The organism is Spirosoma lacussanchae, from assembly GCF_005870035.1.
GTDB lineage: Bacteria > Bacteroidota > Bacteroidia > Cytophagales > Spirosomataceae > Spirosoma > Spirosoma lacussanchae.
Genome location: NZ_SWJG01000001.1, coordinates 713,009 through 726,245, shown reverse-complemented (window position 1 = coordinate 726,245; position 13,237 = coordinate 713,009). Strand labels below are relative to the sequence as shown.

Annotated in this window: 11 protein-coding genes; 8 read left to right on the top strand and 3 right to left on the bottom strand. The window is 57.4% G+C overall.

Annotation, left to right across the window (positions count from 1 at the left end):
* Nucleotides 1-15 precede the first annotated feature (15 nt).
* The 4 genes from FBR45_RS03000 (at nucleotide 16) to FBR45_RS02985 (ending at nucleotide 5,019) form a co-directional block, all read left to right on the top strand.
* A complete protein-coding gene (locus FBR45_RS03000; protein ID WP_138499188.1) occupies nucleotides 16-1,266 on the top strand; it encodes an MFS transporter in 1,251 nt (416 codons plus the stop codon).
* 110 nt (nucleotides 1,267-1,376) lie between these two features.
* Nucleotides 1,377-1,793, top strand: a complete 417-nt coding sequence (locus FBR45_RS02995) for a hypothetical protein (protein WP_138499186.1) — start codon at nucleotides 1,377-1,379, stop codon at nucleotides 1,791-1,793.
* A gap of 153 nt (nucleotides 1,794-1,946) precedes the next feature.
* The gene (locus FBR45_RS02990; RefSeq protein ID WP_138499184.1) at nucleotides 1,947-3,644 is read left to right on the top strand and encodes a sodium:solute symporter family transporter; all 1,698 of its coding nucleotides are present in this window, start codon (nucleotides 1,947-1,949) and stop codon (nucleotides 3,642-3,644) included.
* 139 nt (nucleotides 3,645-3,783) lie between these two features.
* Nucleotides 3,784-5,019, top strand: coding sequence for an MFS transporter (locus FBR45_RS02985; RefSeq protein ID WP_138499182.1), 1,236 nt, complete (start codon nucleotides 3,784-3,786; stop codon nucleotides 5,017-5,019).
* A gap of 110 nt (nucleotides 5,020-5,129) precedes the next feature.
* Here the strand turns inward: FBR45_RS02985 and FBR45_RS02980 are convergent, their stop codons facing one another.
* Nucleotides 5,130-6,644: an amidase gene (locus tag FBR45_RS02980; protein WP_138499180.1), complete on the bottom strand. Its 1,515-nt coding sequence runs from the start codon at nucleotides 6,642-6,644 to the stop codon at nucleotides 5,130-5,132.
* A gap of 108 nt (nucleotides 6,645-6,752) precedes the next feature.
* Between FBR45_RS02980 and FBR45_RS02975 the strand changes: the two genes are divergently transcribed.
* A complete protein-coding gene (locus tag FBR45_RS02975) occupies nucleotides 6,753-7,679 on the top strand; it encodes a DUF389 domain-containing protein (protein ID WP_138499178.1) in 927 nt (308 codons plus the stop codon).
* A gap of 8 nt (nucleotides 7,680-7,687) precedes the next feature.
* On the opposite strand, the gene FBR45_RS02970 is transcribed toward FBR45_RS02975, so the two are convergent.
* Nucleotides 7,688-8,758: a glycoside hydrolase family 130 protein gene (locus FBR45_RS02970; protein ID WP_246082089.1), complete on the bottom strand. Its 1,071-nt coding sequence runs from the start codon at nucleotides 8,756-8,758 to the stop codon at nucleotides 7,688-7,690.
* A gap of 155 nt (nucleotides 8,759-8,913) precedes the next feature.
* On the opposite strand from FBR45_RS02970, the gene FBR45_RS02965 reads away from it, so the two are divergent.
* Nucleotides 8,914-10,035 (top strand): bifunctional heptose 7-phosphate kinase/heptose 1-phosphate adenyltransferase, encoded by a 1,122-nt coding sequence (locus FBR45_RS02965; protein WP_138499174.1) that lies wholly within the window; start codon nucleotides 8,914-8,916, stop codon nucleotides 10,033-10,035.
* Complete coding sequence (locus FBR45_RS02960; RefSeq protein WP_138499172.1) at nucleotides 9,950-11,224, top strand: AGE family epimerase/isomerase; 1,275 nt, start codon at nucleotides 9,950-9,952, stop codon at nucleotides 11,222-11,224. The genes FBR45_RS02965 and FBR45_RS02960 overlap by 86 nt, the downstream gene beginning before the upstream one ends.
* A 17-nt stretch (nucleotides 11,225-11,241) precedes the next feature.
* Here FBR45_RS02960 and FBR45_RS02955 read toward each other — a convergent pair whose 3' ends face one another.
* Entirely contained in the window at nucleotides 11,242-12,825 is a 1,584-nt protein-coding gene (locus tag FBR45_RS02955; protein WP_138499170.1) for a M61 family metallopeptidase, read from the bottom strand.
* Between the two features lie 173 nt (nucleotides 12,826-12,998).
* Here FBR45_RS02955 and rpmH point away from each other — a divergent pair, with 173 nt between their 5' ends.
* Complete coding sequence (gene rpmH / locus FBR45_RS02950) at nucleotides 12,999-13,166, top strand: 50S ribosomal protein L34 (protein WP_077920829.1); 168 nt, start codon at nucleotides 12,999-13,001, stop codon at nucleotides 13,164-13,166.
* The last annotated feature ends 71 nt before the right edge of the window (nucleotides 13,167-13,237 follow it).

Below are 13,237 nucleotides of genomic sequence, written 5' to 3'. Positions count from 1 at the left end.
AACGATACCCACCTTATGCAAACGCTCACGCCCCTGCCCGCAGCGCGCCCGTCGCTGCGGCCCTTACTGGCATTACCGGTCATTGTATCGGCCCTCGGCTTCTTCGTCGACGTCTATGACATGCTGATTTTCAGCATCGTGCGGGTGCCGAGTCTGCAATCGTTAGGGCTGACCGAAGGCGCCGTATCAACGGCAGGAACGTTCATCCTCAACTGCCAGCAGGCCGGTCTGGTGCTGGGCGGTATCCTGTGGGGCGTACTGGGCGACAAACGAGGTCGTATGTCGGTCTTATTTGGCAGCATTGTTACCTACTCCCTGACCAACATTGCCTGTGGATTCGTACAGGATGTCAACACATACGCGGTGCTGCGCTTTCTGGCGGGTATCGGCCTGTCGGGCGAGATCGGGGCGGCTATGGTGCTGGTAGCCGAAATACTACCGAAAGAAATTCGGGGCTACGGCTCGGCGGTTGTGGCCGGTATCGGCTACCTTGGCGCGGGCGTGGCGTACCTAACCGTTGAGTACTTCAACTGGCGAACGGCCTTCTTCGTAGGGGGCGGCATGGGCCTGGCGCTGCTGCTGCTGCGGGTCAGTGTTTTCGAATCGGGACTGTTCAGCCGCTTCAAAGCTGAGCACAAAGGCGTTAGTCGGGGCAATTTTGGGCAGTTTTTTCGAACATGGGCCTCTACCCGCAAATACCTCCAGTGCGTAGCGGTTGGCATGCCTACCTGGTTCGTTGTCGGTATTCTGGCCACGTTTGCCAACGAATTTGGTCAGGCACTGGGACTGACAGAACTGGTCAAGCCCGGCCGCTGCGTTATGCTGCTCTACGTGGGGCTGGCCGGTGGCGACCTGCTAAGCGGTCCGCTGAGCCAGTGGCTTCGGTCGCGTATAAAGGCTATTACGAGTCTGCTCCTGCTCAGCATGACCCTCTGCGGAATTCTGCTGTTCGGCGGCATTGACACAGCCGAGGGGGTGTATACCGTTTTTCTGCTGGCGGGTTTCTGCACCGGCTACATTGCTATGTACCTCACTACGGTAGCCGAACGGTACGGAACCAACCTCCGCAACACAGCCACGACGTCCGTACCGAGCGTGGTACGCGGTACGCTGATTCCGATGACCCTCGCGTTTCAGGCCATCAAGCCCGCCGTTGGTACGCTGGTGGGGGCCGGCCTGCTCGGCCTCGTTGTGTATGGACTGGCGTTTTGGTCGCTGAGCCGTCTGGACGAAACGTTCGGCAAAGACCTCGATTTTGTCGAGTAAGCTGCGCTGCTGCCATTCATCCTTTTTCTAAGCCGCTGCTCCAGAACCGCAGCGGCCCGGCCGTCTGCCTGCATCATTGGGTTGATTATTCACTTAATCCATTCGACTCAATGAAAACTCGCATCACCCTGATTGTCAGCCTAATATTGCTGACACTGACCGCATCGATATCGCTTGCGGAAACGATCCAGACCGGCAATCCAGAGAAGAGAGCTTTCCAGGCCGCTATGTATCCGGCCGCGGCCTCTTCCAAAGTGTGGCTCGCTCTGGAAAAATCATTACCCCAGTTTAAGGTAAACGTAGAACTGATCGATCAGAAAGGCAATGTTCTGTTCCGGGAGACTCTGCCGGGTAAGGGCGGCAAAAGCAACCGGTTCAGACAGATGTTCGACCTGAGCGATGTAGAAGATGGAAACTACACCTTCCGGGTCTATACGGCCGGATTTCAGTCCGAGGAGTTCTCGTTCCGCCTGTCGACGCCAACCGTTACCCAGCGGCTACCGACCCGACTTGTTTCCATGAAATGATAGTTGTTTTATCCGCTTTATAGGGGCACAAAGCATGACTTTGTGCCTTTTCTGTTATTTGTGCAATGATTTTATGTAAACGATAAAGCCTATTTCAAGAATAAATTGCTTTTTTACGCGCTAATCAGCTAACCCTTTTCACTGCGTGCCGTAATGAACCAGCTAAACCAGTTAGATTACATTATCTTCCTCCTGTACTTCATTGGTGTCTCCTCCTACGGATACTGGATTTACAAGCGAAAACAAAAGACCAATCTCGACACCAAAGACTTTTTCCTGGCCGAAGGGTCCCTCACCTGGTGGGCCATTGGCGCGTCATTAATCGCATCGAACATCTCGGCCGAGCAGTTTATCGGGATGTCGGGAAACGGCTTCCAGTTCGGGGTGGCCATTGCCGTATACGAGTGGCTGGCCGCCATCTCGCTGATTATTGTGGCAGTCTGGTTCATGCCCATCTACCTCAAGAATCATATCTACACCATGCCGCAGTTTCTGAAGACGCGGTATAATGAAACGGTCTCCCTGATCATGGCCGTTTTCTGGTTGTTCCTGTACATTTTCGTTAACCTGACCTCTATTCTGTTCCTGGGCGCGCTGGCCATCAGCACGCTGGTCGGTGCCGATTACTTCCATGCTATCATTATTGGCCTGTGTTTGTTCGCGCTGGTTATCACCCTGGGTGGTATGAAGGTGATCGGGTATACTGACGTTATCCAGGTAGTAGTCTTGATCATTGGTGGGCTGGTTACGACCTACCTGGCGCTGACGCTGGTAAGCCAGAAGTTCGGCCTGGGCAACGACGTACTGGCGGGTTTCGGCGCCATGATGCGCGACGCGGATGACCACTTCCACCTGATCTTCGAGAAGCCGGGCCCCAACGCGTCGCAGGTAGAGATCAACAAGTACCTGACCCTCCCAGGTATTGCCATGTATTTTGCCGGTCAGTGGATCGTAAACCTGAACTACTGGGGTTGTAACCAGTACATCACACAGCGCGCGCTCGGCGCTGACCTGCACACCGCCCGCACCGGTATCCTGTTTGCTGCGCTGCTGAAAATTTTCATGCCGCTGATCGTTATGCTGCCGGGTATTGCGGCCTACGTCCTTTATAAGAACGGCAGTCTACAAAGCGAGATGGCTCCGGGTGGCCGGCTCCTGGCCGACAACGCCTACTCGGCTATTCTGTCTTTTCTGCCTAACGGGCTGAAAGGACTATCGATGGCGGCTCTGACCGCAGCTATCGTAGCCTCCCTGGCCGGTAAAGCCAACTCCATTTCGACTATTTTCACCCTGGATATCTACCAGAAGTACATCAAGAAAGACGCCAACGAAGGGCAGCTGGTCTGGGTAGGCCGTATCGCTATTTTCATGGCTATGGCGCTGGCTATTGCCCTGACCTGGCAGGATACGCTCGGTATCGGTCGCGAAGGTGGCTTTACATTTATCCAGAAGTATACGGGTTACATCAGCCCCGGTATCTTTGCCGTCTTCCTGCTGGGCTTCTTCTGGAAACGGACAACGGGTACGGCAGCGGTGGTCGGTATTCTGCTGGGTTTTGCCCTGGCCGTATTCTTTAACCACTACGCGCCTACGGTACTAGGCAACGAAACGCTGATCTACACGGCTTTCCCGAACGGAAACGGCGGCTACGAGATCCCATTCCTGATCTGTATGGGCTGGTCGTTCTTCTTTACGGTAGTGGTCATGGTTGCTATCAGCCTGGCCGGTCCGGCCGTTAGCCCGAAAGCGTTCGAGATCGACTCCAAAATGTTCCGCCTGGCTCCGTCGACTACAGCCCTGATCGCGGTTATTGTGCTGCTGATTTCAGCCATTTACGTCCGGTTCTGGTAATCCTTTTCGGCAGGTAGCGTGGTCCGTCGTGACGACACAGCGAGTAAAGAGGTAACTATTGTTTTCTCTGTGCTTTTTGTGTCATCAGGACGGACCACGCTTCGTTTTGATGGCAATAGATGCTGACCCACCCTCCCCTATGACGACTACTCCACCTTCTCCTGTTTCGCTCCGCCCCCTGTTCACCCTGCCGGTCATTGTGGCTGCGCTGGGGTATTTTGTCGATGTATATGACCTGCTGTTGTTCAACATTGTCCGGGTGCCCAGCCTGAAGGATCTGGGGCTGTCGGAAACCGAAATTTCGCTGACGGGTGGCCAGATTCTGAACGTGCAACAGGCGGGGTTGCTGCTGGGTGGCATTCTGTGGGGTATTCTCGGCGACAAACGCGGTCGGTTGTCGGTCCTGTTCGGCAGCATCCTCACCTACTCATTGGCCAACATAGCCTGCGGATTCGTTGAAAGCCCCACCACCTACGCTCTTCTCCGGTTTGTGGCGGGGCTGGGCCTGGCGGGGGAGCTGGGGGCGGGCATTACGCTCGTCAGCGAAATTCTGCCCAAAGAACTGCGGGGTTATGGCTCGTCGCTGGTAGCCGGTGTGGGACTGCTGGGTGCCGTAGTCGCTTATTTCACGGTAACGCTGTTCGACTGGCGTACGACCTACTTCATCGGTGGAGCATTAGGACTAGGACTGTTGATTTTGCGGGTGAGCGCACTGGAGTCGGGTATGTTCCGGCGCGTGCAGCAAACGGGCGTAAGCCGTGGCAACTTCTGGGCGCTGTTCAGCCATAGTGAGCGCTTGTCGCGCTACATCCGCTGTATGGGCCTGGCCGTACCGACCTACCTGGTCATTGGCATCCTGGCGACGTTTGCCAACGAGTTTGGGAAGGCGCTGGGCATTGCCGAACCAATCCAGCCCGGTCAGTGCGTCATGTTCACCTACGTCGGTATGGTTGTGGGGGATTTGTTCAGTGGACCGCTCAGCCAGTGGCTGAAATCCCGTCGCCAGGCTATCGGGCTCATGATGGGTCTGAACTTTCTGTTCGTGGGCATCTATCTGTTTGGCGGGTTACGTAGTGCGGATGCCTTTTATTCGGTTTGCGTCGGCATGGGGTTCAGCATCGGGTATATAGCCATGTTCCTGACCGTCACTGCCGAAACGTTCGGCACCAACCTCCGGGCTACGGCAACTACCTCCGTAGCCAACAACGTGCGGGCCACAACGCTGCTGACCATTCCGGCATTCCAGCTGCTGAAGCCCAGCCTGGGCGTAATCGGCTCGGCAGCCGTAGTAGCCGCCGTCTGTTTCGCCCTCGGCTTCTGGGCCGTTCTCACCATCGACGAAACATTCGGCAAAGACCTCGATTACGCCGAGTAGAGACGCAACCCATTGCGTCTCACATGCGCCAGCCATTGCGTCTCACATGCGCCAGCCATTACCTCTCACATGCGCCAGCAGAAAGTCCACACTACCCGGCCATTGCGTCTCTACAGGGGAGGCCGTTTCATGAACCAGGGCTGGGCCTGTTCGAGCTGCCCCGCCAGCCTGAAGAGGGTGGCCTCGTCGCCGAGCCGGGCCGCCAGCATAACGCCGACCGGTAACCCATCGGCCGACCAGTGCAACGGCACCGACATAGACGGCTGCCCGGTCATATTTGTGATGACAGTGTACGAAATATAACCCAGCGAGCGTTCGGCGAGATCGTCGATGGTTCTGCTGCCTTTCAGGTATTTCAGCCCTCCCACGGCGTCGACCAGCTTCAGGAGTCGCTCTTCTGACGCCCTATTCTGAAACGTACCGATTTCGATGGGCAGCCGGGGCAGCGTTGGCGTCAGAAACAGGTCATACGTTTCGTGCAGCTGCCCCATAGCCCGGTTCAGCGTATTCCAGCGTCGTTTCTGGTAAGCGACATCAGCGGCCGAAAACCCGTCTGCCAGGCGGGCCAGCGCCCAGGTGTTCAGCTCTACATCGCCCGACCGAACCGGCCGACCCAGGTAACTACTCAGTTCGCGCAGGGTAGCTGCCGTCTCGCTCAGCACCGACACAAAGAACGCTTCAGTCAGGATGGTTTTCTCGTACGGCAGGGGCACCTCCTCTACCGTATGGCCAAGTCGTTCGAGCAGGCGTACCGTTTCCTGAACCGCTTTGATACATTCCGGGTCAATCGTCATCGAGGGCATGAGCGAGGCTGCGGAGAAAGCAATACGAAGCCGACCCGGATCGCGACCCACTTCATCGGCAAACGGACGTTCGGGCGGGGTAATCAGGTACGGATCGCCCGCCATAGGGCCTGCTACCGCATCCAGCAGTCCCGCACTGTCGCGCACAGAGCGGGTCAGCGCGTGCCCAATTACGGCCCCGTTCCAAAGCTCACCATAGCGCGGCCCGAGCGTCATCCGTCCGCGCGATGGCTTCAGCCCAAACAACCCACAGCAGGAGGCCGGAATCCGGATCGAGCCCCCCCCGTCGGAGGCCGTGGCTGCCGGTACGATACCAGCCGCTACCGCTACCGCCGACCCACCGCTGCTGCCACCGGGCGAATGCGTCGGTTTCCAGGGATTTCGGGCCGGGCCATATAGCTTCGATTCGGTATACGGCGTCAGGCCAAACTCCGGCGTGTTGGTTTTGCCGAAGAACACCAAACCGGCCGCCTTCAGGCGGCTGATCACCTCACTGTCTATCGGGGATACGTAGCTGGCGTAGGCCCGGCAGCCCGACTTCATCGGGGTACCGGCCCATTCCAGCTCCAGATCCTTGATCAAAAACGGGACACCCCGAAACGGTCCAGCTTCAGGAAGCCGACTGGTCAGGGTGCGCCCCTGCTCATACAGGGGTGTTACGATAGCATTGAGGGACGGATTGACCGCTTCAGCGCGGGCAATTGCTGTCTCCAGCAGTTCGACGGGTGACACCTCGGACCGACGGACCAGCTCGGCCAGTCCCGTGGCGTCGTATCGGGCGTAATCGCTGAATGGTATAGATTGGGTTGCGGGAGTGGGCATAGCCATGATTCATTTCGTCAAATATAGTACGGTTCCGGACCCAACCAATTCCGCTCATCCGCAAACACTTACCCCACATGACGGTTAGTTTCCTGATTACTCAGCCATATGCATCGTACCTTCCAGATTCAGCTCCCTGCCGATAAAACAACCGCCCTGATGGCCGACCTCCTCCAGTTCGATGAGGTAATCGGCGTGGCGCTCTACCCCGACAACTCCCACAAACCCGTTGGCGACGCTCTTTCCGTTCAACTGCTCAACAAAGGGTCGGACCGAGTTTTAAAAGCCATTGCCAACCGCTGTGGCGATGCCCCCTACCTGGTCAGCACGTCGCTTACCGAGAGTATCATCGAACCTGATCAGGCCGACAAACTCGAAAATGATGCCGACGAAGCCATTTGGGAAGAAATAGAGACTGGCATGCGGCACCAGGGACGGATAACCCCCAACTTTGTCCTGCTCATGGCGCTGGGGGGCGTTATGGCAACCATCGGCCTCGTATCGGCACCAACGCGTCAGATCATGCCATTTGTAGCAGCCGCCGTTATCGCCCCGGGTTTCGAGCCACTGGCTGGTATTGCCCTGTCGGTCGTGCTGCGCCGATGGCAGGTGCTCTGGCGGGCTATTCAATCGTCGGTAGTTGGCTACATAACCCTGATTCTGACTTCAGCACTTACCTACTGGTTCCTGCAAACTACCGGCGAGGTCAGCTTAACCGATTTTACCCGCAGTGAAGAGGTCTATCACCTGGCGAACCCCAGCACGAGCGACACCCTGCTGTCTGTGTGCGGAACCCTGGCCGGGGCTATCATTATGTCTTCGTTCCGGAAGAGTATTATTGCCGGTGCTCTTATTGCTATGGTTATCATCAACGCAGCGGCAATGATCGGGATCGGGCTGGCTAGTGGCCGGTATGATCTGGCGGAACAGGGACTTCAGCGGTTCGGCTTCGATATTCTGTTGATTCTGGTCTCGTGCCTGCTGGTTTTCGGCAGCAAACAGCGTTTTTTCCACCACCGCCGACCGGTAGCCTGACCCCCTGGCTACTGCTCCGCTACGGCTACCCCGATCTTGGAATCAGCCGTGCCGTAATACAGAAACCACCGCCCCCGAAACGGCACCATCCCTTCCAGAAAAACCACCTGGTTGACCTGTCCTTCGAGTTCGTAGGGTTGATCGGGACGGATGAAGTACGTCTCCGAGCGATCGATCAGCCGGGCCGGGTCGCTGGCGTCGAACAGCAGCTGACCGCCGGTATACGCATGATCGGGCAGGTTGGGATCGCCGGTTTTGGGTTCGTTCATACCATTGTAGATCAGCAGGATGCCAGCTGGCGTCAGCAGGGCGTACGGGCCGGGTTCGATCAGGCGGGCGTCGTAGGTACCCCGGCGCGACTCGGCGGCTGGTATCGGTTTCCCCTGCCTGTTCTCGAGCGGTGTCCAGTGAAGGAGATCCGTCGATACGGCCAGGCGCAGGTCGGGCTGGTCGCCCCAGTACATCCAGTAGGTTCCGTTGATTCGCTGGGCCACGATCCGGTCTCCAACGCGTTTGCACACGATAGCGCCCGACTTCGACCAGGCATTGCGGTATTTTCCGTTGGCATACTGATCGAAGGCCAATCCGTGTTTTTTCCAGCTTAGCAGGTCTTTCGAGGTAGCCACGCAGAGCCGGGCTTTGTCGCCGTCGTAGGCCGTATAGGTCATCACGTAAACGCCGTTGGGGCTTTCAACGACCCTCGGGTCTTCGCAGCCCCCGGCCCATTCGTAGGTTTTCATCGCGTCCTGATCGGGATAAAATACCGGCTTCGGCAGCCGTTTAAAATGCAGCCCATCCCGGCTGACGGCCAGCCCCAGCCGCGAGGTTCCGCCCACCCGCCGAACCGTATCTTCGGCCCGGTAGAGCATATATACCCGCTTGTTGCGCACGACAGTAGCCGGGTTATACACGTCTTTTTCTTCCCAGCGTACCGTTTTTCGGGAGACGGGGCAGAGAAAGGTAGTCGTAGCCTGAGCATTCAGAATCGGGTTAACGGCATTCTGTTTGACGAAAGGGCCCAGCATCCACGGCTTTTCGGGCACCGACTGCGCCCCAGCCAGCGCAGATAATCCCCACATAACGAGGACAATGGCAACAAAACGACAATGGTAAGTCAACACCATAGATGAGTAGATTTGGCCCGGCAGGACAGTTTGATCAGCAATGCAATCCGGTAAAGAAAGCAGCAGGTGGTTGGTTTGTACTGACGCAGTCTGCTCACTACATTGTTCGCATGCGTATCCTGCCCCTTTCGCCTACCGCTGCCTGGTCTGACGCCATGCCCGCCCTGTTTGGTCGCATGGCAACGCTGAACGTAGGCGTCATCGGCGATTTTGCGCTCGACCTGTATTACCAGCTCAACACCGAAACGGGCGAGTACTCACTCGAAACCAACCGGCCGGTTTACTGGGGCAGTCGGCCCAAAGCGTCGCTCGGAGCCGCGGGCAATGTTATACAGAACCTGCTGGCGCTGGGCGTCGGCCAGGTCTGGGCCGTCGGTGTAGTTGGCGCCGATCTGTTTGGCCATGCCATGCGACAGCTGATGCAGGAACGGGGTGTCAACACCGATCACCTGCTGACGGCCCCGACCGGCTGGGATACCTGTGTGTATACGAAGCCGATGCAGCAACAGGCTGAAGCGAACCGGATCGATTTTGGCAGCCAGAACAAACTACCTGACCATGACTTCGACCAGCTGCTCAACGGCCTGGCTCAGCTCCTGCCCCAGCTCGATGTGCTGGTCATCAACCAGCAGTTTCCGTGTCCGCTCCTGACCGAAGCCCGGCTTCCGGCTCTGAATGAACGCATTCGTCAGCACCCGGCGGTGTGTTGTCTGGCCGATCTGCGGCATTCGGGACTGCTGATTCGGGGAGCCACGCTCAAAGTAAATACGGCCGAGCTGGCCCGTTGCCGAAAGGTGACTCTCCCCAGCCATCCCGACCTCGACTGGTGTATTGAACACGCCCGGCTACTAAACCAGGAGTTGGGCGGACCGCTGGTCGTTACGCGGGGCGAGGCCGGTATGCTCTACGTCCGGGATGACGACATCTGGTCGATCGACGGCCTTGAGGTATCGGGTCCGCTCGATACGGTGGGAGCGGGCGATACGGTTGTAGCGGCTCTGGCGGCCAGCCTGAGCGCCGGTGCGCTCCCCCCGCAGGCCCTGACTATCGCTAACCTGGCCGCAGCCGTTACCGTACAGAAACTCGGCCAGACCGGCACCGCTACACCCGACGAATTGTATCAACTGGCCACGACCTACACGCCCCATGAACCGCCAATCCCTTCAGCAGCATCGTCAGGAACTGCATCATCACCTGACCCATCAACTTCTTCCGTTCTGGGTAAGCCGTAGCGCCGACCGCGTGAACGGCGGTTTTATCACCCACTTCGATCAGCATGGGCACGACACCGGCACTGACGAGAAATCGCTGATTTCGCAAACCCGTTCGATCTATACCTACGCGTCGGCCCATCGGGCGGGCTACGGCGGACCCGAACTGGCCGAGCTCGCGCGACATGGTGTCGACTACCTTATCAATCGGATGTGGGACGCGCAGTATGGTGGTTTCTACTGGATGACCAATCGGCAGGGTGACGTGCTCAACGACCAGAAAATCGCCTATGGACAGAGTTTCGCCATCTACTGCCTGAGCGAATATACGCTCGCCACCGGCGACCCGCGGGGGCTGGACTACGCCCAACGGGTGTTCGACCTGCTGCAAATCCACGCGGCCGATACGCATTATGGCGGCTATTTCGAGATGTTTTCCCGCGACTGGACGCTGAAAGGCCCCGGCCCCGGCGGTGGGGATCGCAAAACCCTCGACGTACACATGCACCTGATGGAGGCTTTTACTACGCTCTACGAAGCCAGCCAGCATCCTCTGCACCGTCGAAAGCTGCTCGAAGTAATCGATCTGCTTGTTCAGCGGATCTTGCACCCCGCCTACGGAACGGGTCTGCCGCAGTTCTGGGCCGACTGGCGGGTAGCGCCCCAAATTAAATTCGACGTGATCTGGGGCTGGGACCGGTTTGCCGAAGGCGGCATCAAACAAACGGCCGACGATAACACCAACTATGGCCATAACGGCGAGTTCGGCTGGCTGCTGCTACACGCCCTCGACGTTCTGCAGTTGCCCTACGATACCTACCGCGCTGTCTTCGAAAAAGCCCTGAGCCACGCCCTGAACTACGGGGTAGACTGGGAATATGGCGGTGTTTTTGTAGAAGGCTCACACAGTGGAACCGTTTATGACCGCGAAAAAGAATTCTGGCAGCAGGCCGAACTACTGATTGGCTTTCTTGACGCCTACCGGATTACGGAGAATCACGACTACTGGCGGGCCTACGAGAACGTGCATCGTTTCGTGCTCGACAAAATGGTAAACGCTGAAGTAGGCGAATGGTGGCCGCTCATGACCCGCGAAGGACAACCCATCTGGACGCACATGGGTCATTCCTGGAAGATCAATTACCATACCGTACGCGCGGTTATCCAGTCTATGGCCCGGCTCGATCGGCTGCTAGCCCAATTCACCTAACTCTGGCGGTTGTTCTTTTACCTGGCAACCACGTTCTTGCCAATCGTTTTCTCGTCAATTATGCCTTCATGCCGCTCGTCGGTAAGCGGGCCGCCAAACCAGCGGGTCCGTTGGCCGGTTCCGGCAGCATCGTCCAGCTCCATCAGCCGGATGCCGCCCGGGTGGTCGGGCAGGCCGGGCGGCTCGTCAATCAGCTGCAAACCTACCCAGGCCAGGTACTCGTTTAGCTTCGCGTCGAGCGGTTCGTTACCGAAAATGCATAGGTCGTAGTACCAGTCCAGCGATTCGCCCGCTACGGCTTCGGTGATGGCCCGATAATCGGCCAGGGTATATCCCACAAACGGCCGGCCGAACCGCTCCCACAGCTGGCGCATCACGTCATCCAGCGAACGGGCATGATCGGATAGCCGACGGATATGCAAATCCAGCATCAGCGCGGCAATGGCTCCTTTATGATAAACCGACACCTTTCGATCGGGGACACCTTTCTCGTAGCCGTCGAGCCACAAATCCCACGACGACTCGACCAGCGACTGGGCCGCCTGACCATTGTTTTCGAAATGGCGCTTCAGCAACACCTGCAACTCTTTCAGGTACGCTTCGTCGTCGAACACGCCCGACCGGCGCAGCATCAGGTCGCCATAATAGGTAGTGACGCCTTCCGCAACGAAACAGGTTGTGAAGTAGTTTTCGCGGGTAAAATCGTAGGGCAGCAGTTCGGCGGGTCGGATGCGGATGATATTCCAGGCATGATACAACTCGTGCGAAGCTACTCCCAGTAGATCCTGGTACAATCCTTCCCCTTCGTCGTTGGGGCCGAGCACCAGCATGGTCGAGTTGCGATGCTCTACGCCGTGGTAATGCGCAACCGGTAAAACCAGGGTCAGAAAGTGATAATCGGGTTCGGGAAACTCACCGAACAGCGCCAATTGCGCTTCCGAGAACCGGCTGAAATCACGCACAAGCCGATCCGGGTCGAACGTTGGGGTGCCGTCGGTCCGGCGTCCACCCTGTATCCAGACGTTGAACTGAACGCCACGCACCGCGTACTGAATATGCTGCATGACCGGCGCGGCCATGAGCGGTCCGTCTACGAGTTCGTAAAAATCGCGCGCGACCAGCGTCCGGGTGTCGCCCCCCGCCGACGACAGGCCACAGGCTACCATCCATCGCTCCGGAATAGCCAGTTCGAGCGTACAGGGCTCATCGATCCGGCCGTCGGCATAGACGCACAGATTGACCGGATTTACGTACAGCAAGGTGTCGCTGATAAAGCTGCTGCCCGCGTTGAGCAGATTAGGCGTCGGCAGCAGGGCGTAGTAGTTGTAAAGCACCGTAAGCGCCGTAGTACCGTTGGTCTGTACCCGCCAACGGTCTTTGGTCACTTTTTGAAACGGCAGCGGCTGCCCATCGGCATCAACCACCGTAAAGCGCTGAATATGTTTGGCAAAAGGCTGCAGTTCATACCGGCCGGGTCGCCAGGCGGGTAGCTGAAGCTCTACGTAGCTGCTGGTAATATCCGTAAGATGGGCTTCAACGGCAATATAGTGCTGCGGATTGGGCGTTCCGGCGTTTTGGTCGGCAGACAGGCGGTAATGCATAGTTCGGCAAGTAAGTACAGTCGATCAGGATAGCCGAGGCAGCCCGGCTATCCTGTTAACTACCAACACAAATAATGACAATTCGTTTTTCGAAATCGGGCTTGGTAAACTGTGCTGGTTCCGCTATCTTTGCGGACTCATTTGGAACCAAGGGTTTTAAGGCAACATAGATCATGAAAAGAACATACCAACCATCGAACCGCAAGCGGAAAAACAAGCACGGCTTCCGCGAGCGGATGTCAACCGCCAACGGCCGCCAGGTGCTGGCCCGCCGTCGTGCCAAAGGTCGCTGGAAACTGACCGTTTCTGACGAGAAAAAAGGCGAGCGGTTCAAAGTTTAATGAGTTTGTGGTTTTCTGTCTGCTGCTTCTCGGGAGTAAACTGACAGAAAACTATAAACTATGAACCGAAT